Origin of the sequence: Pseudomonas asgharzadehiana (genome assembly GCF_019139815.1) — a bacterium.
Taxonomy (GTDB): domain Bacteria; phylum Pseudomonadota; class Gammaproteobacteria; order Pseudomonadales; family Pseudomonadaceae; genus Aquipseudomonas; species Aquipseudomonas asgharzadehiana.
Map to the genome: position 1 here is coordinate 515,184 of NZ_CP077079.1, position 20,355 is coordinate 535,538.

The 20,355-nt window shown below is 59.2% G+C and carries 25 protein-coding genes and 1 tRNA gene; 17 read left to right on the plus strand and 9 right to left on the minus strand.

The window, feature by feature from the left end:
- The first annotated feature begins 5 nt into the window (after positions 1 to 5).
- From KSS96_RS02340 to KSS96_RS02415, 17 genes are read left to right on the plus strand one after another with little or no spacing between them, the layout of a single operon-like run.
- The gene (locus tag KSS96_RS02340) at positions 6 to 455 is read left to right on the plus strand and encodes a phage protein (protein WP_217855661.1); all 450 of its coding nucleotides are present in this window, start codon (positions 6 to 8) and stop codon (positions 453 to 455) included.
- Entirely contained in the window at positions 455 to 667 is a 213-nt protein-coding gene (locus tag KSS96_RS02345; protein ID WP_217855663.1) for a TraR/DksA C4-type zinc finger protein, read from the plus strand. The genes KSS96_RS02340 and KSS96_RS02345 overlap by 1 nt, the downstream gene beginning before the upstream one ends.
- The gene (locus tag KSS96_RS02350; RefSeq protein WP_217855665.1) at positions 664 to 870 is read left to right on the plus strand and encodes a hypothetical protein; all 207 of its coding nucleotides are present in this window, start codon (positions 664 to 666) and stop codon (positions 868 to 870) included. The genes KSS96_RS02345 and KSS96_RS02350 overlap by 4 nt, the downstream gene beginning before the upstream one ends.
- Positions 867 to 1,400: a lysozyme gene (locus tag KSS96_RS02355; protein WP_217855667.1), complete on the plus strand. Its 534-nt coding sequence runs from the start codon at positions 867 to 869 to the stop codon at positions 1,398 to 1,400. The genes KSS96_RS02350 and KSS96_RS02355 overlap by 4 nt, the downstream gene beginning before the upstream one ends.
- Entirely contained in the window at positions 1,400 to 1,855 is a 456-nt protein-coding gene (locus tag KSS96_RS28085) for a lysis system i-spanin subunit Rz (RefSeq protein WP_217855668.1), read from the plus strand. The genes KSS96_RS02355 and KSS96_RS28085 overlap by 1 nt, the downstream gene beginning before the upstream one ends.
- Before the next feature lie 41 nt (positions 1,856 to 1,896).
- Positions 1,897 to 2,190 (plus strand): putative phage tail assembly chaperone, encoded by a 294-nt coding sequence (locus KSS96_RS02365; RefSeq protein ID WP_217855670.1) that lies wholly within the window; start codon positions 1,897 to 1,899, stop codon positions 2,188 to 2,190.
- A gap of 20 nt (positions 2,191 to 2,210) precedes the next feature.
- On the plus strand, positions 2,211 to 2,354 hold the full coding sequence (locus KSS96_RS28195; RefSeq protein WP_439653345.1) for a DUF6890 family protein: 144 nt from the start codon (positions 2,211 to 2,213) through the stop codon (positions 2,352 to 2,354).
- 7 nt (positions 2,355 to 2,361) lie between these two features.
- Positions 2,362 to 4,347 carry a phage tail tape measure protein gene (locus KSS96_RS02370; protein WP_217855672.1) on the plus strand — a complete coding sequence of 662 codons (1,986 nt, stop codon included), beginning with the start codon at positions 2,362 to 2,364 and terminating at the stop codon, positions 4,345 to 4,347.
- The gene (locus KSS96_RS02375; protein ID WP_068932250.1) at positions 4,344 to 4,661 is read left to right on the plus strand and encodes a DUF2590 family protein; all 318 of its coding nucleotides are present in this window, start codon (positions 4,344 to 4,346) and stop codon (positions 4,659 to 4,661) included. The genes KSS96_RS02370 and KSS96_RS02375 overlap by 4 nt, the downstream gene beginning before the upstream one ends.
- On the plus strand, positions 4,658 to 5,833 hold the full coding sequence (locus tag KSS96_RS02380) for a baseplate J/gp47 family protein (protein WP_217855674.1): 1,176 nt from the start codon (positions 4,658 to 4,660) through the stop codon (positions 5,831 to 5,833). The genes KSS96_RS02375 and KSS96_RS02380 overlap by 4 nt, the downstream gene beginning before the upstream one ends.
- The gene (locus KSS96_RS02385; RefSeq protein WP_217855675.1) at positions 5,826 to 6,350 is read left to right on the plus strand and encodes a phage tail protein; all 525 of its coding nucleotides are present in this window, start codon (positions 5,826 to 5,828) and stop codon (positions 6,348 to 6,350) included. Before KSS96_RS02380 ends, KSS96_RS02385 begins: the two co-directional genes overlap by 8 nt.
- Positions 6,351 to 6,358: 8 nt before the next feature.
- Positions 6,359 to 7,933 carry a phage tail protein gene (locus KSS96_RS02390; RefSeq protein ID WP_217855677.1) on the plus strand — a complete coding sequence of 525 codons (1,575 nt, stop codon included), beginning with the start codon at positions 6,359 to 6,361 and terminating at the stop codon, positions 7,931 to 7,933.
- An 11-nt stretch (positions 7,934 to 7,944) separates the two neighbouring features.
- Positions 7,945 to 8,520, plus strand: a complete 576-nt coding sequence (locus KSS96_RS02395) for a DUF4376 domain-containing protein (RefSeq protein ID WP_217855678.1) — start codon at positions 7,945 to 7,947, stop codon at positions 8,518 to 8,520.
- 20 nt (positions 8,521 to 8,540) lie between these two features.
- The gene (locus KSS96_RS02400; protein ID WP_217856441.1) at positions 8,541 to 9,443 is read left to right on the plus strand and encodes a hypothetical protein; all 903 of its coding nucleotides are present in this window, start codon (positions 8,541 to 8,543) and stop codon (positions 9,441 to 9,443) included.
- Positions 9,440 to 9,982, plus strand: coding sequence for a baseplate complex protein (locus KSS96_RS02405; RefSeq protein ID WP_217855679.1), 543 nt, complete (start codon positions 9,440 to 9,442; stop codon positions 9,980 to 9,982). Before KSS96_RS02400 ends, KSS96_RS02405 begins: the two co-directional genes overlap by 4 nt.
- Positions 9,979 to 10,683, plus strand: a complete 705-nt coding sequence (locus KSS96_RS02410) for a hypothetical protein (protein WP_217855680.1) — start codon at positions 9,979 to 9,981, stop codon at positions 10,681 to 10,683. The genes KSS96_RS02405 and KSS96_RS02410 overlap by 4 nt, the downstream gene beginning before the upstream one ends.
- Entirely contained in the window at positions 10,656 to 11,630 is a 975-nt protein-coding gene (locus KSS96_RS02415; RefSeq protein WP_217855682.1) for a hypothetical protein, read from the plus strand. The genes KSS96_RS02410 and KSS96_RS02415 overlap by 28 nt, the downstream gene beginning before the upstream one ends.
- Before the next feature lie 78 nt (positions 11,631 to 11,708).
- Here the strand turns inward: KSS96_RS02415 and KSS96_RS02420 are convergent, their stop codons facing one another.
- From KSS96_RS02420 to KSS96_RS02460, 9 genes are all read right to left on the minus strand, one after another.
- Positions 11,709 to 12,149 (minus strand): type II toxin-antitoxin system HicB family antitoxin, encoded by a 441-nt coding sequence (locus KSS96_RS02420; RefSeq protein ID WP_217855684.1) that lies wholly within the window; start codon positions 12,147 to 12,149, stop codon positions 11,709 to 11,711.
- A gap of 79 nt (positions 12,150 to 12,228) precedes the next feature.
- Positions 12,229 to 12,411, minus strand: coding sequence for a type II toxin-antitoxin system HicA family toxin (locus KSS96_RS02425; protein ID WP_217855686.1), 183 nt, complete (start codon positions 12,409 to 12,411; stop codon positions 12,229 to 12,231).
- A 538-nt stretch (positions 12,412 to 12,949) separates the two neighbouring features.
- Positions 12,950 to 13,309 carry a hypothetical protein gene (locus tag KSS96_RS02430; protein ID WP_217855688.1) on the minus strand — a complete coding sequence of 120 codons (360 nt, stop codon included), beginning with the start codon at positions 13,307 to 13,309 and terminating at the stop codon, positions 12,950 to 12,952.
- A 545-nt stretch (positions 13,310 to 13,854) separates the two neighbouring features.
- On the minus strand, positions 13,855 to 14,298 hold the full coding sequence (locus KSS96_RS02435) for a hypothetical protein (protein WP_225913308.1): 444 nt from the start codon (positions 14,296 to 14,298) through the stop codon (positions 13,855 to 13,857).
- 2 nt (positions 14,299 to 14,300) lie between these two features.
- Positions 14,301 to 14,807, minus strand: coding sequence for a hypothetical protein (locus KSS96_RS02440; RefSeq protein ID WP_217855692.1), 507 nt, complete (start codon positions 14,805 to 14,807; stop codon positions 14,301 to 14,303).
- A 127-nt stretch (positions 14,808 to 14,934) separates the two neighbouring features.
- Positions 14,935 to 15,010 (minus strand) — tRNA-Thr (locus KSS96_RS02445).
- Between the two features lie 121 nt (positions 15,011 to 15,131).
- Positions 15,132 to 16,508, minus strand: coding sequence for an HlyD family type I secretion periplasmic adaptor subunit (locus tag KSS96_RS02450; protein WP_026067116.1), 1,377 nt, complete (start codon positions 16,506 to 16,508; stop codon positions 15,132 to 15,134).
- Positions 16,498 to 18,651, minus strand: coding sequence for a type I secretion system permease/ATPase (locus tag KSS96_RS02455; protein ID WP_217855694.1), 2,154 nt, complete (start codon positions 18,649 to 18,651; stop codon positions 16,498 to 16,500). The genes KSS96_RS02450 and KSS96_RS02455 overlap by 11 nt, the downstream gene beginning before the upstream one ends.
- Positions 18,652 to 18,695: 44 nt before the next feature.
- Positions 18,696 to 20,048 (minus strand): TolC family outer membrane protein, encoded by a 1,353-nt coding sequence (locus tag KSS96_RS02460; protein ID WP_068936928.1) that lies wholly within the window; start codon positions 20,046 to 20,048, stop codon positions 18,696 to 18,698.
- Positions 20,049 to 20,355: the final 307 nt, after the last annotated feature.

Consider the following 20,355-nt stretch of genomic DNA (forward strand, 5'->3'; position numbering starts at 1 on the left):
CCCGTATGTCCCGTATTGGCGGTAAAAACTTCGACATCAACCTGGGCGACATGCAGATCCATGTCGAAAGCTGCACCCTGGATATCACCGACAACACTGCCGTGGCGCAATCCCGGGGCGTGCCCAACGGGCACGTCGACGGCGATGTGTCGTGCAGCGGTGAATTCGAATTCGACACCAGCAACTTCAACCTGCTGATCGAGGCCGCCCGCACTGCCGGCAGCTTTCGCCAGTTGGAGCCCTTCGACTCGGTGTTCTTTGCCAAGGCCGGCGATGAAGAGCTGCGTATCGAGGCCTTTGGCTGCAAGTTGAAGGTTTCCAGCCTGCTGAGCGTCGACCCGAAGGGCGGCGAGAAGTCCAAGCACAAGGTGCCGTTTGACGTCACCAGCCCGGACTTCATCCGCGTCAACGGCGTGCCGTACCTGGCTGCGGCCGAGATCGAGGGGCTGCGCTGATGGGCGATTGGCTCGACGACGCAAAGAAGATCGAGGAGTTGGAGCGCGAGCGGTCGATTCAGGCCCAGCTCGCCCGACCACGCCCTTCGGGACCCAGCCTGATCGACTGCATGGACTGCGACTACGAAATACCTGCAGCGCGCCGAGCGTTGGAAGGCATTACCCGTTGCGTCCCGTGCCAAACCATTTTTGAGAAAGGGGTTCTGCGATGAGCGCGGATCAGGTCGCCCAGGACACTGCCATTGCTTTGGCCAAGGCGTCGCCCGCAATCGGTGTGGCCGCTACAGGTGTAACGGGAACCGTCGATTGGTCGGCGGTCGCTTACATGCTGACCGCGCTCTACATGGTGCTGCAGATCCTTCTGCTGGTTCCCAAGTATCGCCAGATGCTGCATGACTGGAAGGGCAAGTCGTGAACCTGCGTATCAAGATCGCCACCGGTGTCCTGGTGCTGGCCAGTGCGCCTTTGCTCGCCTTTCTGGGCAAGTGGGAAGGCGAGGGTGAGAACGTCGTCTATGCGGATCGCTTGGCCCGTGGCCTGCCGACCGTGTGCAAGGGCATCACCCGTTACACCAGCCCGTATCCGCTGGTCGTCGGTGACTACTGGTCGCCGGCGCGCTGCGCCGAGGTGGAGCAGCTGGTGGTCGAGAAAGGCCAACTGGCCCTGGCTGACTGCCTGACCAATCCGGCGATCGGACAGAAGACCTTCGACGCGCTGAGCAGCCATGGCCACAACTTTGGTACGGCCAGCACCTGCGCCAGTCGCGCCGTGGGCTTGATCAATGCCGGCCAGATCCCCGAAGGCTGCAAGGCACTGGCCTGGGGCCCCGATGGCAAGACCCCGGTGTGGTCGTCAGTCACCGACGCCCAGGGCCGCAAGCGCTTTGTACCAGGTCTGCACGCTCGTCGGCGTGCCGAAGCGGTCATGTGCGCGGAGGGCTTGTGATGCTGCGCGAGATCCTGTTTCCGCTGCTGTTGTGCGTGGCCGCATTTATCGGCTTCGACATCCTGGAGGGGCAACGCGACAGCGCTCGCCAGGAGCGTGACAACGCCCTGTTCGAAGTCACGGGCCTACGCGAAGCCGCCCGCATCAGCGGCGAGATGCTGGCCGACCGTGACGCGATCGATCTTAAACGAACCCTGGAGCTGGACCATGAACGCGCTTCAAACCTTGAGCTGCGCTGGGCTGTTGACGATGGCCGTCAGCGGCTGCGCATCAACGCCATCTGCAGCGCCGCCGGCACCGAAAAAGCCAGCGCCGGCGGCGTGGTTGATGCAAAGCCCGCCGAACTCGCAGCAGACGCTCGACCGGATTATTTCACCCTCAGAGATCAACTCGCCCTCAGTAAGCAAATGATCCTGGGCCTGCAGGACTACGTACACCAGGTGTGCCTGCGCTGACACGAAAACCCCTAAACCAACCACTAAACGGACACGAAAAAATGAGCCAGACCCAATCCCGCGAAATCACCCTGGAAGTCGGCGACAAGGAATTCACCTTCACCCTGACGCCCCAGGACGTGACCAAGTACTTCAACGCCATGACTGCCAACAACAAGGTGGCGCCGTCCTTCAACCTGCTGAGCAGCACCGTACTGCCCGCCGAAAAAACCGGCCTGCGCGAAGTGTTGGCCAACCCGGTGATGACCATGCAAATCGCCGGCGCGCTCCTTGAGGAGTACGCGCCTGACGTCGAGATCATCGTAAAAAAGCCCTTGAGCACGCTGACCGCCTGACCGAAGACGGCCTGGGCCAGTTGCTGGCCCTGACCAACCGTTGGCTACCTGGTGCCGAGCCCAGTATCGAAAACATGGGCACGGCCAAGTGGCTGGATGATGAATATTGGAAACGCATGGGTTTCGCCGTGGCAAACGGCATAGCCCATGCGTTGAAAGGATAGGAACCACATGGCCGATCGTAGCGCCCGCCTGGACTTCATCCTGGCCCTGACCGACAAGGTCACCGCGCCCCTGGGCAAGGTGAAGATGGGCTTTTCCGAGCTGACCGAGCAAAGCGAAAAGAACATCAAGACCATGGGCATGGGTTTGGCCGGTGTGACGGGCGCTTTTGTCGGCATCAACGAATCACTGCAGCCCGCGCTGGAGATGAACCGCGCCCTGGGCGAGGTTAAATCCCTGGGTGTGGCCGAAGATGCGCTGACGGCTTTGAATCAGAAGGCCCTGGATTTCTCGGTGAACTATGGCGAGAACGCCCGGGATTTTGTCGCGTCGGCCTACAGCATCGAAGGCGCGATCAAGGGCCTGACGGGCAGCCAGCTGGCCACCTTCACCAACACCAGCAACCTGTTGGCCAAGGCCACCAAATCCGACGCCGAGACCATGGGCGCCTACGTGGGCACCATGTACAACCTGTTCAAGGGCCAGGCCGACGCCATGGGCAAGGGCGAATGGGTTGAAAAGCTCGGCGGGCAGACCGCCCTGGCGGTGCAGCTGTTCCGCACCGACGGCGCCCAGCTCAAGGACGCTTTCAAGGAAGTGGGCTCGATCGCCACGGCCGCCGGCGTCGATATCGCCGAGCAGTTCGCGGTAATTGGCTCGCTGAGCAGCACCATGGAAGGCGGCGACGCCGGCGGGCGCTACAAGGCGTTCTTCGAAAACCTGGGCGCCGCGTCCGAGAAAATGGGCGTGAAGTTCACCGACTCCAACGGCAAAGCGCTGCCCATGCTGCAGATCATGGACAAGCTGCAGGGCAAGCTGGGCGACCTAACCAGCGCGTCGGCCAGCGCCAAGCTGATGGAGGCGTTTGGCGGAGAGGGCGCCCAGGTGATCAGCTCCCTGGCCAAGGACACCGACCGCCTGCGCAACGGCATGGACAAGCTGGGCAAGGTTCGCGGCCTGGAAGATGCGCAGAACATGGCCATGGCCATGGTCGACCCGTGGCAACAGTTTGCCGCTGCAGTCGAGGCACTGCGCATTGCCTTCGGTCAGGCGCTGATCCCGATCCTGACGCCGCTGATGGCCAAGCTATCCGGTATCGCCGGCACCATGACCCGCTGGACGCAGATGTTCCCCAACATCACCCGGGTGATAGGCATTGTCACGCTGACGATCTTGGCGCTGATTGCGGCCATGTCCCTGCTGACCTTCGCCGTCGGCGCCGGTCGCATGGTCTGGCTGGCCATGGTCACCGTCTGGAAAGTGGTGCAGCTGATGGGGTTGCGCACCGCTGCCGTGTTCGTGCTGCAGAAGCTGATCATGCTGACCTATATCACTGTGGTGTACGGCCTGACGGCCGCCCTCGGCGTGGTTCGCGGCGTAATGCTGATGTGGCAGGGCGCGATCTGGTTGGTCAACGCGGCGCTGCTGGCCAATCCGGTCGCCTGGATTGTGATCGGCGTCCTGGCACTGGTCGCGGCGGTGATCGCGGCCGTCGTTTACTGGGACGAATGGACGGCCGCGCTGATGAACAGCGAGGCGTTCAAGTGGGTCAGCGACCAACTGACCGCGCTGTCGGAGTGGTTCGCCTCAATGGGCGGCTGGTCCGGGATGGCTAAGGCCGCCTGGGACGGCATCGTCGCGATCTTCCATACGGCGATCAACGGCCTGATCGAGATGCTCAACAAGATCCCCGGCGTCGACATTGAAACCCGCTTTGGTGCCATGCCCGAGGTGCCCGGTACGGATATCGGCGTCAACACCATGGACCACGCGGCAGCGGCGCAGCGCGCCCAGCAGACCATCAATGCGGCCATTCCAAGCCTGTCGCCGGCGCGGCCCAACGCGGTGCCCCAGGGCGGGCTGCTGACCAGCATCCAGAACAACAACAGTAGCCAGAACAAGGGCACGCACGTGGAAAACATGAACATCCACACCGCCAAGCCCATGACCCCGCTGGAGCTGGAAAACATGATGGCCATGTCGGTGGGCGGATGAGCGAGTACATCGATCTGCTGATTGCCGGCAATGACCTGGTGCTGGACCCGTCGCGTCAGCCGTTGCTGATTGATGACCGGGCCAGCATCGCCCAGGACATCGCCCACATGATCCGCGACAGCGGCTTGCTGGTCACCCTGGTGGCCGAGCGCGATCGGCTCAAGCAACGCGACTGTATCCAGCAACTGGAACTGCTGGTGGAGGCCGACGAACGCCTGGTACCGGGCACCGCACTTATCACCCAGCTGCAGCCAGGCCAGTACCTGGTCACGGCGACAACCCTGAAATTCGGCAATATCGAGGTGGCTTTGTGAGTGACGTAGATTTCAAGCAGGCGCTGGCCGACGCCGGCATTCCCACGACCGAGGCAGGGCTCCTGCAGGCGTGGGAAAAGGAAGTAGCGGCCCAGGGCAGCAAGCTGAGCAACACCAGCGCGTATTCGCCGTTCTGGCGCGTGGTGCGCGCCCTGGTGACCAAGCCGGTGCTGTGGATCCTGGACTTTTTCGTGGCCACGGTGCTGCCGAACTTTTTCGTCAAAACTGCTGCAGGTGCCTGGCTCGATATGCTGGCTTGGGCGGTCAACGTCGAACGCAAGGGCGCGACCAAAGCCAAGGGCTTTTTGCTGTTCACCCGTGAAGCCCCCGGCGGTGCTCTTGAAGTACCCGCCGGAACACTGGTGCAGTCCGCATCAATCAACGGCCATATCTACCAGGTGGTGACCACGGCCGTGGGTATCTTCGCCGATGGCCTGATGCAGTTGCAGATCCCGGTCGAGGCGGTCGACACCGGCGCCGGTTTCAACCTGGCCCCGGGTTACTACGCGATCCTGCCAGTTCCGGTACCGGGCATTGCCCAGGTGGTGAACAGCGACGGTTGGTTGACCACACCAGGTGCAGATCCTGAGCCCAACGACGAACTGCGTTTGCGCACCCGAAACCAGTTTTCGGCGGTCAATCAGTGGCACACCGACGCGGTGTACCGCGCCATGATCTCGGCCTTCCCAGGCGTGCGCCCTGATGGCGTGTACTTTGAACACGGCGCGCCACGTGGTCCGGGCAGTGCCAATGCCTACGTGCTGTTCGAAGCGGACGTGCCGGCGGCGACGTACCTGGCGCAAATCAACGCGCATATTCGCGACCAGGGCAACCATGGCCACGGCGACGATTTGCTGGTGATGGTCATTCCTGAAACCCAGCACGCCGTGAAGTTGGAGATCTGGCCGCGTTCGACGCTGACCACCGAACAGCGCGAAACGCTCAAGGACAACGCGGCGCTGTTCGTGCGTGCCGCGTTCCGTGAAAGCACCGCTACGGACTTCCAGCCGACGCTGACCTACCCCCAGTCGCGGTTTTCATTCAGCCGCCTGGGCGAAGAACTCCACCAGCAGTTCGCCGGCATCGAGTCATTGCGCTTTGCCACGGCCGACATCATCAGCGAGCTGAACATTCCCCGTATCCAGACCCTGGAGGTGGTGCTGCATGATTAAGATCGATCTGCCGTTCTGGCTCGATGGCACCGAGCTGACCAAGCTCAAAGCGGCCGCCCAGTCCTGGTGGGAGCGCGTCGAGGGCTGGTTGCGTTGGCCGCTGCTGCAGATGGACGCGGACACCTGCCATATCACCGTGCTGGACCTGCTGGCCTGGCAGCGCGATATCACCCGCTTCAAGGGCGAACCCGAGGGCTTGTATCGCCTGCGGGTCAAGTTCGCCTTCATCAACGCCGTGGACGCTGGCAGCACCGCCGGTATGAAACGCATCCTGGAGCGCCTGGGCGTCGGCTACGTCGAGATCGAGGAGCGCCAGGCCGGTCGCGACTGGGACGTGGTGCTGCTGCGTTTCTCTGACTCCCAGCTATCGCAGAACCCCGAGCTGCTGCGCGTGCTGATCCAGCAATACGGCCGCACCTGCCGGCGTTATGACTTTTCCACCATTACACCGGTACCGATGCAAATCGCCCTGGTCCACTTTCACGACGATCAGCAAACGCTGGTCGCCAGCCTTTAGGAGCCCTCATGGGAGCCGTTATTACCCTTGCAGGTGAAAGCCTGATCGCGCAAAAACAAGCCGCCAACGCGGGTCTGAAAGTCAGTCGATTCATTTTTGCCAACGTGCCCGGGTTGAATCCCGCCGCACCCGTGGACCGCGCCGCGCCCAAGCCTGTCGCGGGGCAAATCGTCTACACGCACCAGATCCCGGCCGAGCATGCCGGCTACGTAAACCCCAATCAGGTGGTGTACAGCGCGCAGATCGGCTCTGACGTTGGTGACTGGGACTTCAACTGGATCGGACTGGAGACCATCGACGGTGTGCTGTTTGCGGTGGCGTATGTGCCCGTACAGCAAAAGCGCCGCAATATCCCGCCCCAGCAGATCGGCAATAACCTGACACGCAACTTCCTGGTGGTGTTCGACGGTGCGCAGTCGTTGACCGGGATCACGATCGACGCCAAGACCTGGCAGCACGATTTCACCGTACGTCTGGCCGGCATTGATGAGCGCGCCCGTAAAGCCAATCGGGACCTGTACGGGCGCCGTGCGTGTTTGAACACCGGCCTGCAATTGGAGAAGGTGGGGAATAGCTATCAACTCAAGCCTGGCGTTGCCTACGTTGAGGGGCTACGCGTAGAACTTACGGCACCAATGCCGGTTCCGGCTCCCACCAGTTTCCCCATGTACCTCTGGCTCGATGTCAGCTTGCAACGACAGCTGAGCGATGTGGCTGTGACGCTGAAGACGGCCCATATGTTTCCCAGCCGACCGGATTATGTAGACGGCAATGGCATCACTCACTACTCCGTTCTCACGGCCGAGTTTCAGGACGCCAATACCCTGATTGATCGTCGCTTTACGGTCGAAACAAGTGGCGCGCTGGTGATGGACTTCGCCCTGAGAACAGGCGACTACGCGAGCTTGCGCGCCCGTGCGACCACCAAAGACGACGTGGGCTTGGGGAACGTCCCGAACGCCATCAGTGATGACCAGGACTCCAACAGCAGTGTGATCCTGGCCACGACCAAAGCAGTGAAGGCCGCGACCGCGCTGATCTGGACGGGCATCGCCAACATCGTGTCAGGCGCTACCGTAGTCGGAAAGTCTGCTAAGTGGGCAATCGCCCGCAAGATCACACTGGGCGGCGCTATGACGGGCAACGTCACGCTTGATGGCTCTGCCGATGTCACGCTGACGGTCGCAGCAATTCAAGCCACTGAAGCTGTCGCCGGTGGTGCAAAAGTTGCGACTCAGACCCAAACCAATGAGGGCGCTGACGATACGGCCTATATCACCCCGAAGAAGTTGCGCTGGGGCTTTGCCATCAGCTTGGCCGTCAATGGCTACATTGCCTTCCCAAGTTGGTTGGGTGGCTTAGTCATTCAGTGGGGGAACGCATTCATCAGTGTCAACGGGACGAACTACCTGTTCCCGATTGCTTTCCCGACCGCCGCTTTCGTTCTCAATTTCAGCACTGGTGAAAACTCCACCAGTTCGGTCGAGGTGATGAACATTACCCCGGGTTCGCTAACCAGAACGGGCTTTACCGGTAACGCGACCACAGCAGCCAACTATCACTACATTGCGATCGGCAACTGAGGACACGGTACATGAACAGCTATTTTTACAGTCCTTCGCTTCACACTTTTCTGATAGCGGGACTCCATAAGAACCGTCCCGCTGACTGCGTTCCGCTCAGTGATGCTGAGCATACGGCGCTGATGATGCACCAGTCCCAGGGATTCGAAATTACGTTCGATCGCGAGCTGATGAAGCCTGTTGCTCGCGAATTAGCGCCGCCCACGGAAACTGAACGTTTGACGGCGATGCACTTGGAGAAAACAGCCCAGGTCAATTTGGCGTGCGAAGCGGCAATCACGGGTGGTTTTTGGTCGTCAGCCCTGGGTGAGCCGTTCCAATACGCCAGTCAGTTAGACGATCAGTTGAACCTCACCGGTGTGATTCAGACCGGCATGGACAGCCTCTATGCCTGCCGTGATCAATTGGGTACCAAGCTGTTCCGTTCGCACACGGCGGAGCAATTGCGCCATGTAGGCAGCGATTTCAGCAGTTTCAAGCAGCAGCTGCTGCAGAAGGCAAACGGACTCAAGCAAGCACTCGACCGGGCGCTGGCGGATAGCGATCTGGCCAGCCTGCAGTTGGTTTCCTGGGAGGACGCGCAGTGACGTCCTGGGCGCCAGTGACCATGCGCTGGCCAGAGCAGTCCACGCAGTGGATGGGGCAACTGTCAGCAGCCCAGGACCTGGCCAGCGGCGAGCTGGCCAACACTGCGAAACGCCTGGCGGGTTTGGACGGCATGACAAGCACTAACCCGGGGCCTGTAGGCGATGCGGCCCAGGGCGCGATCGAGGCCGGCCGCGCAGCATTGGCCGGACAGATGGGCGAAGCGCCGGCGTGCCTGGCCGTGACGCCGTTTCAAAGCGGGATAGGGCAGGGTCGAGGCCACCAGCGGTTCCTGTCTGCACCGAACTTGCTGCAGCAGCTGGCCGCCAAACTGGTCGATGCCAGCGACAGCGGCCGGCCGGGTGGACCTCAATACGCGCTGTCGCTGATGTTCCTGGGCACGCGCCTGGATCAATTCGCCGAAACCCTGGCTCGTTTCAATGCGCTGCTGCCAATCCCTGACCTGGTACGCGCCGAACGCCGAGCACGCAACTTGTCGCGGCTGGAGACTGAAAAGTGGGAGATTCCCAGCGCTGGGCCTTTACCGCGTTGGTCTGCGCTGCCTCTGGAGCGCTGCACGCTGGTCAAAGCGGCCAAGCAATCCATGGCCGGCCAGATCGCCGTCCTGGAGAGCTACGCGGCCGACAGCTCGCCCATGGGCGACTTGGCCGCACTGGCTCGCCGTAAAGCTGTCCAGCAGCGGGACCGCGACAAACAGCTGAACGATTTGAAAGCGCTGCTGGCCGGTGGCAACGCCGATCACAGCATGCGTGCGCGGATCCTTGGCCCAGGCGACAACAACGAGTTACGCCGCGCCTTGCTGCAGGGCGATGCACCAGGTCACGAATGGGTGCTATGCGCCGGCGTGCTTCTGGTGGGTTCGCTGGATGGTTTGAGCTTTGTTCGGGAGCTGGTTGGCCTATGACGCTATTACTCGACGGCCAACAGATCCTGGGCAAACGTCTGAAAATAACGGCCAATCTGCGTATCGAGAGCGACGATCTGTCGGGGCAGACCAGCAACAGCCAGACCGCGCACAAAGGCTTTAAGCCCAAAACCCTGACGGTCGCCCTGATGATTCCGTTTGTTGACCAGGTGCAGCTGCGCAACCTCATGCGCTTGGCCGAGGCCACGTCCGGCGGTGGCCAGCTCAAGATGTACCGCATCGTCAACGACACCGCCGCCGCGTTCGGCATTCGTGAAGTGCAGTTCTCTGATGGCGTGAGCGCCCGGGAAGACGACTCGCTGAACGCCTGGCTGGTGCAGTTCACCCTGTCAGAGAAACTGTCCAATCCTGAGCGGGTGGAGAACCGCCGCGCCGGCAACGGCGTCACGTCGCAATCCGGCCCGGGCTCGGCGGTCGACGGCGCGGCTGGTGGTAACGGCACCGGCGCGCCTGGGGAACTGAGCGGCTTTGAACGGACCCTGAAAAAGGTTGACGACTGGCTGGGCCCCACCCCATGAAGCTGCATAAGGTACTGACGATTGGCGGCACGCCTTATCCGCTGATCAAGGACGAAGTCCGGCTGGAGATCAAAAGCCCCGGCCGGGCGACTTTCACCATCCAGGCCGGCGCGCCGGTCAAAGGCCTGGTGACGCTCGATGTCGGCTACAACGACAGCCCGCTGCAGCGCCACTTCATTGGCTTTGTTGAGCACTCGACCCCGGTCAACAGCGTGCAGCAGATCCTGGTCTGTCGCGAACTGGCGGCGATCCTGTCGCAGCCTATGCCGTTGAACCTACGCCACGTCGACCTGGAGGGCGTGCTGGCCGAGGTCAGCGACAAGACCGGCCTGCGCTTTCGCGTGCCGGACAAGGCCTATGCCAAGGTCAAAGCCCCGTTTTTCTACAGCCTGGCTGCTGGCTACCTAGCTATGGATAGCCTGGCCAGCGTATTCAGCATCCCCGACTTTATCTGGCAACAGCAGGGCGACGGCGAAGTGTTCGTGGGCAGTTGGGCCGACAGTTTCTTCGGGATCCGACCGCCGCTGCAGCTGCCGGTCGAACTGTTCGACGGCTATCAGGGCAATCAGAGCGCAATGATCGCGGCCCTTCCGGGACTACGACCAGGTGCAACCATCAACCAGGGCGAGAGGATCACCAGCGTGACCCTTGCCGGCAACCAAATGGCGATCAAATGGACGACGCAATCCGTCGCAGCGTAGAGCGGCAATTTCCCGAACTCACCGGCGGCTACCACCTGCCACGCTTTGGCCGCGTGGTGGCCGTGCCCGATGCACCGGCCGCACCTGGTCTGTGCGACGACTTCCGGCCGCGCTTTGGCGTCGACGTTGAAGTGCTGCTGCCTGACGGTGAGCCAGATCCCGCGCTGCCGATCCTGACCGGCCTGCCGCTGCCGGCGCCGATGGGCGGGCAAGAGGCGGGTATGTTTGGTTTTCCGGAAGAGGGCACCACCGTGGTGGTCAGCTTTGCCTACGGCCTGCCGCATAAGCCCTTTATCACGCAGATCCTGCCGCATGGCCTGAGCCTGCCCAGGGTGCCGAAGGGCGACCAGGTGTGGCAGCACAGCGAAGCCTGCCAGCAGCGCGTCGACGCCGATGGTAACTGGCTGCGTCAAACGGACGGCAAGATCCAGGACAAGGCGATCGAGCGCGAAGTGGAGGCGATGCAGAACACCGAGAGCTTCCAGAGCCACACCAGGACGGTGGACGACCATTCAACAGAGTCTGTGGGTGGTATCAAGAAGATCGAGGCGCTGGGCGCGCTCAAGTTGTTGTCTGGTGGATCTGCGAGCCTGGCGGCGGTGGATGATTTACACCAAGCGACCGGGCGAGATCTGAACCTGGTGGTAGGACAGAAGCACAACGCCACAATCGGCGGCGACATGGAGGAAAAGATTCAGGGTTTACGCAAGAGCGTGGCAGCGGTCAGTCAGCGCCTAGTCTCGCCGATGAACCATATTGGATCGGAGTCGGTGAACATCTTCCAAGTGCTGTGCACCACGCTGGATCTGATCGAGCAGATGGCCACGCAGATCGCAAGCCATGTTCATCCAGGGCTGAATACGCCGCCAACGGCAGCTGCTGCTTTCTCTGCAGATGCTGTGGCCGCTAAAGCCCTATCCACATCATTGAAATCAGTGACACTATAAAATGCTTAGGGCGCCGGAAGGCGCCCTATATATACACTCACACTTCCCTAATGCGTTTGTTATGTCCGATCATCCTGATCAGCTAGCAACTCTTCTAGATTTGACATCTTCTTCCAAGTATTTAGCAAGTTCATGCAGCGCTGCTGTTGCTAGAAATCCAGATCGTGAAGCGTAAGAATTACCCTCCTTTACTCGATCATCGATTTTTTTTAGTAGCCCTTCAGGTAGAGATGCATTAAATCTCACTGCTTTTCCATAGTACGGGGTTGTATCAAACTCTACGAAAGCCCAGATGCCATCGGCATAGTCTGGATCTTTCCTATGGTGCTCGATGCTTTGTGCTTCTGGCATCGGTTCACCGTCTTCCACTAAACCTTCAAACTGCATCGACAGCGCATCAACAACGTTCCGTAGTGCTTCATCAATAGTTTCGCCTGCAGAGAAGCAACCTGGAACATCAGGCACGGTTACTCCGTAATCGGAGCCTTCATCTTTATGCAAAACAACTACGTATTTCATCTACTTATATCCTCCGAAGTCTTTCGGTGAATTACACCTATAACAGCAACCTAAGGAAGTTCTCTGAGGGTAAAGCCGGTCATAGACCGGCTTGCTTCCAGATGCTTCGAAGGGTCCCCAGTGGAACATCCTTTTGGGGATGTGGAACCGTAACGCGACCCTTCTTGGTTGGGTGTTTGAACTGCTGGTGGCTACCATCACCACCCTTTACCTTGACCCATCCATCATCTATCAGCCTCTTGATCACTTCGCGACTCTGCATCAGCCCTCCTTAATGGTTGCTGTCGTTGTGTGTAAGCTTACACAAAGCATTCTGCCTTGTACACACCGATACACACGATTTTCACAGGAAGAAGATGTCAGGTCGTTTTGCTGCGTTCTCAATAGCAGCCAATCAGAAAAATGCAGGGGGGCAAAAAAAACGGCAGAAAAAATCACTTATCCCCCTCCCGCCGACGGGGTTTGTGTCCTTTTTTTGTGCAAAGTCGGGAGTAGTGCACACGAAGCTGCAGCCCAAGCGCGCCGTGGGGCTCTGTAGGCGATCGGCAATTTCACAGATTGCAAAGTTTTGAAGAGAAATGCAGTGCGGCTGCACGGCAGTGCTATGGGAGTGCTTCAGCAGCGGACAGCCAAGCCCCCGGCTTCATTGGGCGAAAAAATGAAAAACACCGTAATTTGTGGGTTTTCATTCTTGGATGGGCTCTTTTGAAGGCGCCTCGTTGATCGATGGCCGAAACGCCCTTTTGCTCTGGAGCCCCGAATACTGTGGGCTGCAGCCGATGCGCTCCATTACAGGAGTTTCACACCGATTCGGAGGCGGCCAAGCGAAGGTGGGGCAGCTCATTCAGCCTCTGCAGGCGCGTGAATTCATTCTGCACAACAGGGATCAGCAGGCGTTCCAGCGCGTCACGCAGCTTTGTTGCCTGTTCTTCGGTCAACTTTTTAACCGAGCCGGTCACGCTGCTGGCGCAGAGGACGTTGGCTGGGAGGATGCCCAACGCATCCATGGAACCGTCAATGTAGCCGCCCAGGTATTCCTGCCGTTTGAACAGTACGGAGCTTTCGGGGGCTTCCTGGTAATCCCAATGAACCTCCCAGGTCGAACTGTTCTTATTAATTTCGATGATGGGTTCCGCTGCTTGGGACGCTGGCTTACGCATGCTTGCTTCCTTTGATCAGTGCGCGGCTGAGCATTCTGGGCAATAGCTTCGAGGCGTCCGCATTAATGTTTATTTAGGTTGACCCCCAAATCCCTGTCAGATCATGGATATCTGTCAGGGAGTGCCCTGCAGGCCCCGTGTTTACTGGGGTTCAGCTCTGACAGCGGGGTTGGATGTTTGTGTCAGTTTCTCCCTAAAAAATAAAAAACCCTTTTAAATCAATAGCTTGAAAACAACAAATCTGACACTGCTGTTTTGTCAGGTTTTGACAGGTCTCTGACAGCTTTCTGACAGTGACACAAAACGCTGAAAAGCCTGAAATACAAGGGTTATAGAGTAGATGAATATAAATCTGACAAATCTGACAGGCTTTTAAGGGGTCAACCCAAATTTCTTTTTTCGCTTCGCATAAGGGGGCCTCGTAATACGCGTACACACCGCAAAGGCTTTAACAATGGGCCTTCACACCGTGAAACACGTATCTGCTCTAAGGCCAATGTCACTGAAGCTGTCAAAAGCGCCCCCGTCATCCCCTAGGAAGATGCTCAATAAAACGGAAGCCCATGCGGCTTGTTACCAGAGTTACCTTGAAAAACCGGCATGGGCGGGGGTAGGCCTCTCACCGCACCAATTCTTACAAGTACAGGGTTAAGCGCGCGGTTTTGGAATATTGTGTGATCCTTGCCCCAGTGCAAGTTGATAATTCGAGGTTGGATCACTGAGCCTGCAGCTGCCTGGCCTGGCAGAATTGTTGTGACACCGGATGCTGTGTACACAAAAATCCAATCTCCCGGATTTACGAAACCTGGGCCGAACCACAACATATGATCCTTAACTGGTGCCGCATTACCGTCGGCGGTAGGCATGGTCAGCATCATGCAGTACTCACCAATTTCACAGAATTTATGCACATAGATTGCTATGCGCTCCTGATTGGGAATTCCGTGGCGTTGGACCTCAGCTATTTGAAGGGCGTCGATGATTCCCATGCTCATGACTTCTTACCTCGCTTCAGGTTCGTCGAAAGCAGAGCTAGGCCGAACAGGCCGAGCAAAATCGAAACGTTCGTATAGTTTGACTTGTAGAATTCAATAGCGAAGCCCACAGCGGCAGTACCGACGAATGTGCAGATTTTCTGCATCGTTCCCAGTATCCCGGCAGCCTCCAGCCGCTCCTCAAGTCTTGCGTGTTTTTCCTTCAAATCACTTAATTCGGCGTTCTTGCTATCAAGTCTTGATTGAATGGCTTCAACAGAAGTTCGCGCTTGAACCTTTTCAAAACTGGCATCGCTGATTACCGCAGACATCACGGGTGCTATCTGCGGGCCGCCAAAGAACTCGGGGCTATCGGCAATAACCATCATCAAAGCTCGAGGTAGCTGGTCCGCTACAAGCGGCGGAGGTGTAGGCATGACATTGCCGGCCGATCCTGGTTGCTGATTTCCAAAAGCGCCGTTGTCATTTTCTGCAGGGGGGGGGCTACCGACTATCAACACCATCATCGTTCCCTGAAATGGTTGACTTGGGGAGGGCCGCGAGTTGCGCTATAGGCAGCCTTGTTACGTGGCTTGTTACGTGTAACGCAAAAAACAAAGGCCTGCATCGCTGCAAGCCTTTGATTTTAAATGGTGCCGGCACCAGGAGTCGAACCCGGGACCTACTGATTACAAGTCAGTTGCTCTACCAACTGAGCTATACCGGCGTGTTAGGGCGACGATTATAGCGACTGCCAAGGTTCTGTAAACCCCTGAAAACTGACTATTTTTGCGAAAACCCAAGTTTTCGCAAATCTCCCCGCATTTCCCTACGTCCCTCGCGAAAAATCAACGCTCGTGCAGGGCCTCTGCGCGCGATTTGATGATGGGTTTGAGCAGGTAGCTCAAGATGCTTTTCTTGCCGGTGATGATGTCCACAGACGCCACCATGCCCGGGATGATCAGCAGTGGCTTCTCGTCGGTGCCCAGGTGGCTGCGGTCGGTGCGCAGTTTGATGATGTAGAAGGTGTTTTTCTTCTCTTCGTCCATCACGGTGTCGGCGCCGATGGTTTCGAGTTTGCCTTTGAGGCCGCCGTAGATGGTGTAGTCGTAGGCGGTGAATTTGATCATCGCTTCTTGGCCGGGGTGCAGGAAGGCGATGTCTTGCGGGCGGATTTTTGCTTCCACCAGCAGGGTGTCGTCCAGCGGGACGACTTCGGCCATGTCGCTGCCGGGCTGGATCACGCCGCCGACGGTGTTGACCAGCATCTGTTTGACGATGCCGCGCACGGGGGAGGTGACCATGGTGCGGCTGACGCGGTCTTCCAGGCCTTTGGAGGTCGCTTGGGCCTTGCTCAGGTTGGTGCGGGCTTCGTTCAACTGGGCGAGGGCTTCGCTGCGAAACTTGCCGCGGGTTTCATCGATTTTGCGCTGCACTTCGTTGATGGCGGCCTGGGCGCGGGGGATGGCCAGGGTGGTGCCGTCGAGCATGCCGCGGGTTTCTACTTCGGAGCGCTTGAGGCGCAGCACTTCCACCGGCGAGATCGCGCCTTGTTTGACCAAGGGTTCGGACATGCCGATTTCCTGGCGCAGCAGGTTCAGGCTGTTGCGGTATTGCTCCTGCTTGGAGCTGAATTCACGCGCCTCTTGCTGGCGTTGCAGCAGTTGTTGTTGCAGCCCGCCAATTTCGTCCGCCAGTTGCTGGCGGCGGCTCAGGTACAGCGATTCTTCGTTCGAGGCCTGGTTGGGCACGGCTTTGCGCGCGTCCTCGGTGATGTTCAGCGGGCGATTTTCGATCTCTGCGCTAAGGCGCTCCACGCGCAGTTCCATGGCCACGCGGTCGGCTTCGGTTTCGCCGACGTTGGAGGCAAAGCGCGTGTCGTCCAGGCGCACCAGTGGCGCGCCGGCTTCGACGATCTGCCCTTCGTGCACGTAGATCTGAGCGACGATGCCGCCTTCCAGGTTCTGGATCTTCTGGATGCGCGACGACGGGATCGCCTTGCCGTCGCCCTTGGTGACTTCATCGATAATCGCAAAGTGTGCCCACAGCAACAGGAACACGAAGAAGCCGATCACGCCCCAGATGGTCAGGCGCACGATGCGCGGAGCATCGTCGATCAGGGCCTTTTCGACCTCGGGCAATGGCTGGTCATCGAGCGAATCGCTGCCCTTGAAATAGCGGAAGATCACGTCCTTCCAACGGCCTGAACCGGACTTAAGCAACACTGATCTGCCCCTTTTTCAGCGCTTCCATGACGGCCGCTTTTGGACCGTCTGCGAGGATCTGGCCACGGTCGATCACCAGCAGGCGATCGACCAGGCTCAGCAGCGAAGCACGGTGGGTGACGAGAATCACCGTCTTGTTTTCGATAACCGACTGCAAGCGTTGCTTCAGGCGTTCTTCACCGGTGTTGTCCATGGCGCTGGTGGGTTCGTCCAGCAGCAGAATCGGTGGGTTCAGCAGCAGCGCGCGGGCCAGGGCAACGTTCTGGCGCTGGCCGCCGGAAAGGTTTTGCCCGCGCTCGCCCACTTGCAGTTCGTAACCTTGCGGATGCAGCCTGGCAAATTCATGCACGCCGGCCAGCTCCGCGGCCTGCAGCACCATTTCATCATCCACATAGCGTGCACCGGACACGAGGTTGTCGCGCAAGGTGCCGGCCAGCAATTGGATGTCCTGGGCCACGTAGCCGATGTTATGCCGCAATTCGCTGACGTCGATTTGGCGGATGTCTACGCCGTCCACCAGCAACGAGCCGGAGTCGGGTTGATACAGGCCCACCAACAGCTTGGCCAGCGAGCTTTTGCCCGAGCCGCTGCGGCCGATGATGCCGATCTTCTCGCCAGGGCGAACCGTCAGGTTGATGCCGCGCAGCGCCAGGTTCTGTTGGTTCGGGTAGGTAAAGTCGACCTCGCGGAACGTCATCGCGCCTTGCAGCGTTTTACGGCTGAGGGGGCGCTCGTCGAAGTTGCGTTCCTGCGGCAGCTCCATCATCTGGTCCACCGACACCATCGTCACCTTGGCTTGCTGGTAGCGCGTCAGCAGGCCCGACAGTTGCGCCAGCGGGCCGAGTGCGCGGCCGCTGAGCATGTAGCACGCCACCAGGCCGCCCATGCTCAGGGCGCCATCGATGATCTGGTACACGCCGAAGATGATCATCGCCACGCCCGCCACTTGCTGGATCAGCAGCGTGATGTTCATCGCCAGGCCAGACAGAACCTTCACCCGCAATTCCAGCCGGCTGAGGGTGCCAATGGTTTGTTCCCACTGGTATTGGCGTTCGCTTTCGGCGTTGTTGACCTTCACCGCATCCAGCCCGGCGAGGGTTTCGATCAGGCTCGACTGGCGTTCGGCACTCAGGGCCATGGTGCGCTCAAGTGTCGCGGTCAGCGGTTTTTGCAGGAAATGGCCGATACCCAGCGCCAGCGGGAAGGCGACGATGGGGATCCACACCAAGTGGCCGCCGAGCAGCGCGATGACCGCGAGGATGATCAGGGTAAACGGCAAATCGATCAGGCTGGCGAGGGTCAGGGAGGTGAGGAAGTCGCGCATCCCCTGAAACTCGTGGATGTTCGAGGCATAGCTGCCCACGCGTGCCGGGCGCATTTTCATCGACATGCCCACGATGCGCTCGAACAGCGTCGCGGAAATGATCAGGTCGGTTTTCTTGCCTGCCAGGTCCAGGCACAGGCTGCGCATACTCTTGAGCAACAGATCGAACAGGTAGGCGCCGCAAATACCGATGGCCAGCACCCACAAGGTGGCCGTGGCCTGGTTCGGTACTACGCGGTCATACACGTTCATCACAAACAAGGGCGCGGCCAAGGCGATCAGGTTGATCACCAGGCTGGCGGCGATGGCGTCGGCGTACAGCCAGCGCGAACGTTTGAGGGTGTCTTTGAACCACGAGCGAGCCCGTGGGATCAGCGTGCCGCTGGTGACGTCAAATTTATGTTGCGGTTGGGCGAAGAAAACCCGACCGCTGTAATCTTGACTCAGCGCTTCGCGGCTAACCTGGACTTCGCCACCGTCGCTTTCGCTGAGCAACAGGCGGGCGGTGTCACCCTCCCACGCCAACAGCACCGCGCTGCGTCCTTCCTTGAAAAGCAGCAACGCCGGCAATGCGATGAACGGGATCTGCTCCAGCTTGCGCTGCAGCAAACGGCCCTGCAAACCCGCCCGGGCTGCTGCGCGGGGCAGCAGGTCGGGGCTCAGGCGCTGGCCCGCCAGGGGCAGGCCGGTGGTCAGCATGGCCCGGCTGGCAGGCTTGTAATGCAGGGAGCAGAGCGTCAACAACCCGTCCAGCAAGGGGTCGTCATGCTGACTGCGCGGGTCATGGTTGAGCTGCGCCACACCTATTTCAGAATCCAAGCTGACTCTCTCTTAAACGGTTGAGTGGTTCACGCCGTCAAGAATCAGTTCATCCCTGGCAGGTTTACCTTCGTTTTGACTTCGTTCTGCACAACTGATGCCAGCGGCGCAACGACGCCCTGACTTCTCAGCAATTGGCCCATATCGGCCTTGATGCGGTACTGCGTATAGATGTGCAGGCTTTTGATCTGTGCCAGGCGCTGCTGAGCGGTGAACAGCTCGTTCTCGCTGTCGAGCAAGTCGAGCAGCGTGCGCTCGCCCAGGCTGAACTGCTGCTGGTACGAGGTGCGCACTTTGTTGCTGCGGTCTACGTATTGCTGTGCGATCGGCACCTGCTGGCTGGCGTTATTGTAGGCGTTCCACGCCAAACCGAGTTCTTCATTCAACTGACGCAGGGCGTTGTTGCGAATATCCAGCGCCTGGCTGGCCTGGGACGCCTTGGACTGCAGGCTGGCTTTGTCGCTGCCGCCGTTATACAGGTTGAACTGCATGTTCAGCATCGCGGAGTAACCATTGTCATGGCCCTCTTCGCCGCCGATGTTGTTGTTGGCTGAACGCTGCAGCACTGCATCAAAGCGCGGGTAGAAAGTCGACTTGGCGGCTTCGTACTGCTTCTCGGCAGCGGCGATATCCGACTCGGCAGAGCGCAATACCGGGCTGTCCGCAATCATCTGGCGGCGGGCTTCATCCAGGCTGGCCGGTAGCGCGGTCACAATGCCCAGTGGTTTTTCCAGCTGGTCGGGCTCTTTGCCAACCACGCTCAAAAAGTTGGTATTGGCATCCGCCAGGTTGGTCTGCTCGGTGATCAGGTTGTTTTGGGCCTGGGCCAGTCGGGCTTCGGCCTGGTCCATGTCCGCCATTCTTCCGACGCCACGGCTGGTGCGCAGTTGGATCTGGTCAAAAATACGTTCGTGGCTTTTCAGGTTGTCTTCTGCCAGTTGCACCATCTCGCGACGGGTCAAGACATCCAGATAAACCTGGGCAACCGTCAGTGCGGTGCGCTCGGACGTATTGAGCAGCGCATACCCACGGGAGTTGGCGGTGGCTTGTTGGCGACCGACTTCATTGACGGTGCCAAAGCCTTGGAACAGATTTTGCTGAAGACGGATCGACGACTCGCCACGGTTCAGTGTTTTCCAGTCGTGGCTGTTGCTGGCGGCACGTGTGGAGGTGTTGTCCGAGCTTTCACGGCCATAACCGCCCAGCAAGTCGACCTTAGGCAGGTAGCCGCCTTGGGCTTCCCTGACCTGATAGTCGGCGGCAATGCGCGCATTGATGGCCGCCTGGATTTCCGGGTGGTTCTCCACGGCGGCTTGCATCGCTTCGGGAAGGGTTTGGGCCTGGACAAAACTGGCGGCTAGAGCAAACGGTATGGCTTTAAGAAGGTGCAAACGCATTCTGATTTTTCCCGGGGATTGGTTGCCTGAAAAACCGCAACAAATTGGAATATGCATTGGAGTGGCAACTCGAAATGCCCGTTTTTCTTGGACGCCTGAAGGCGCAAACAGAAAGTCGCGAGGCCGCTTAAATATCAATGTGACATTACTGGGCAGATTGTTTAGGATGGCGCTCAATAGGTCAATACCTTGACGGGAAAGTAATTTTTCGCAAGAAACAACAGAAAATTGACGCCAATATATTTTTACACAAATTGCGTACTCCAACTATCTGAATCGGCAGCAGCGAGAGGGCCGGTCTCCTTGA

Excerpts from the sequence above, each read along its gene's own strand:
- KSS96_RS02460 (WP_068936928.1), bottom strand. The coding sequence starts at position 20,048 with ATGCGTTTGCACCTTCTTAAAGCCATACCGTTTGCTCTAGCCGCCAGT.
- KSS96_RS02390 (WP_217855677.1), top strand. The coding sequence starts at position 6,359 with ATGGGAGCCGTTATTACCCTTGCAGGTGAAAGCCTGATCGCGCAAAAA.
- KSS96_RS02435 (WP_225913308.1), bottom strand. The coding sequence starts at position 14,298 with ATGGGAATCATCGACGCCCTTCAAATAGCTGAGGTCCAACGCCACGGA.
- KSS96_RS02425 (WP_217855686.1), bottom strand. The coding sequence starts at position 12,411 with ATGCAGAGTCGCGAAGTGATCAAGAGGCTGATAGATGATGGATGGGTC.
- KSS96_RS02375 (WP_068932250.1), top strand. The coding sequence starts at position 4,344 with ATGAGCGAGTACATCGATCTGCTGATTGCCGGCAATGACCTGGTGCTG.
- KSS96_RS02420 (WP_217855684.1), bottom strand. The coding sequence starts at position 12,149 with ATGAAATACGTAGTTGTTTTGCATAAAGATGAAGGCTCCGATTACGGA.
- KSS96_RS02345 (WP_217855663.1), top strand. The coding sequence starts at position 455 with ATGGGCGATTGGCTCGACGACGCAAAGAAGATCGAGGAGTTGGAGCGC.
- KSS96_RS02405 (WP_217855679.1), top strand. The coding sequence starts at position 9,440 with ATGACGCTATTACTCGACGGCCAACAGATCCTGGGCAAACGTCTGAAA.
- KSS96_RS28085 (WP_217855668.1), top strand. The coding sequence starts at position 1,400 with ATGCTGCGCGAGATCCTGTTTCCGCTGCTGTTGTGCGTGGCCGCATTT.
- KSS96_RS02430 (WP_217855688.1), bottom strand. The coding sequence starts at position 13,309 with ATGCGTAAGCCAGCGTCCCAAGCAGCGGAACCCATCATCGAAATTAAT.
- KSS96_RS02340 (WP_217855661.1), top strand. The coding sequence starts at position 6 with ATGTCCCGTATTGGCGGTAAAAACTTCGACATCAACCTGGGCGACATG.
- KSS96_RS02365 (WP_217855670.1), top strand. The coding sequence starts at position 1,897 with ATGAGCCAGACCCAATCCCGCGAAATCACCCTGGAAGTCGGCGACAAG.
- KSS96_RS02395 (WP_217855678.1), top strand. The coding sequence starts at position 7,945 with ATGAACAGCTATTTTTACAGTCCTTCGCTTCACACTTTTCTGATAGCG.
- KSS96_RS02385 (WP_217855675.1), top strand. The coding sequence starts at position 5,826 with ATGATTAAGATCGATCTGCCGTTCTGGCTCGATGGCACCGAGCTGACC.
- KSS96_RS02370 (WP_217855672.1), top strand. The coding sequence starts at position 2,362 with ATGGCCGATCGTAGCGCCCGCCTGGACTTCATCCTGGCCCTGACCGAC.
- KSS96_RS02415 (WP_217855682.1), top strand. The coding sequence starts at position 10,656 with ATGGACGACGCAATCCGTCGCAGCGTAGAGCGGCAATTTCCCGAACTC.
- KSS96_RS02400 (WP_217856441.1), top strand. The coding sequence starts at position 8,541 with ATGCGCTGGCCAGAGCAGTCCACGCAGTGGATGGGGCAACTGTCAGCA.
- KSS96_RS02350 (WP_217855665.1), top strand. The coding sequence starts at position 664 with ATGAGCGCGGATCAGGTCGCCCAGGACACTGCCATTGCTTTGGCCAAG.
- KSS96_RS02410 (WP_217855680.1), top strand. The coding sequence starts at position 9,979 with ATGAAGCTGCATAAGGTACTGACGATTGGCGGCACGCCTTATCCGCTG.
- KSS96_RS02440 (WP_217855692.1), bottom strand. The coding sequence starts at position 14,807 with ATGGTGTTGATAGTCGGTAGCCCCCCCCCTGCAGAAAATGACAACGGC.